Source organism: Proteus sp. fly-1008, assembly GCF_040140305.1.
In the GTDB taxonomy this organism is placed as follows: Bacteria; Pseudomonadota; Gammaproteobacteria; order Enterobacterales; family Enterobacteriaceae; genus Proteus; species Proteus vulgaris_B.
On sequence record NZ_JBEEWH010000052.1, the window covers coordinates 1 to 761 of the forward strand.

The following is a 761-nucleotide window of genomic DNA, read 5'->3' on the forward strand; positions in this document are numbered from 1 at the left end:
CTTGTTGATGTTGTCGGTGAGGTTCAATCCACAATCTCATCAATGGACACAGGTAGTGTTGTTGAAACACAGCACATCATGGACGGTGTGAATGAGTCGATAAATATTCTTGAATCGATGATCAACGGCGATATCTGGAAATATAAAACTCAGTTTGGCTTACCTGATATTGATAAGGCATTTGGTGGATTTAACAATACTGATTTGATTGTTATTGGTGGCCGTCCGGGTATGGGTAAAACCATGTTCAGTACAGCAATCTCAAAAGCGATTGGATTGAAGCAAAAGAAACCCGTTGTGTTTTATAGTCTTGAAATGCCCTCATGGCAGATATCAGAACGCATTTCATTTCATCACGCAGGGGTTAACAAGCAAGACTTACTTGGTGAAGATAAATCTAAGATCAACATGGACGAGGCTTGGGCTAAGTTATCTCATGCGCTTGCTGACATTCAAGAATCACCGATTTATATCAATGACCGACCATCAATGAGCATTCATGAGATACGTGCTGACGCTAGAAAGATGCACAAAAAAACGGGTGGTTTAGGTGTCATTATCGTTGACTACTTGCAGAAAATGAAAATGACCAACCCTGAAAACATGAATCAGTCAGTTGGTGAGATTGCAACAGGGTTAAAGAATCTCGCAAAAGAGCTTAAATGCCCCGTAGTCGCACTTGCACAATTAAACCGTAACTTAGAGCAACGAACCAATAAGCGCCCCGTTAATGCTGATTTGAGAGAGTCTGGCGTTATTGA

General features: G+C 41.1%; 1 protein-coding gene. It reads left to right on the top strand.

Going from position 1 to position 761, the window contains the following annotated elements:
• Positions 1 to 761: replicative DNA helicase (locus ABN256_RS19120; protein ID WP_349439939.1), on the top strand; the 761-nt coding region annotated here is incomplete at both ends.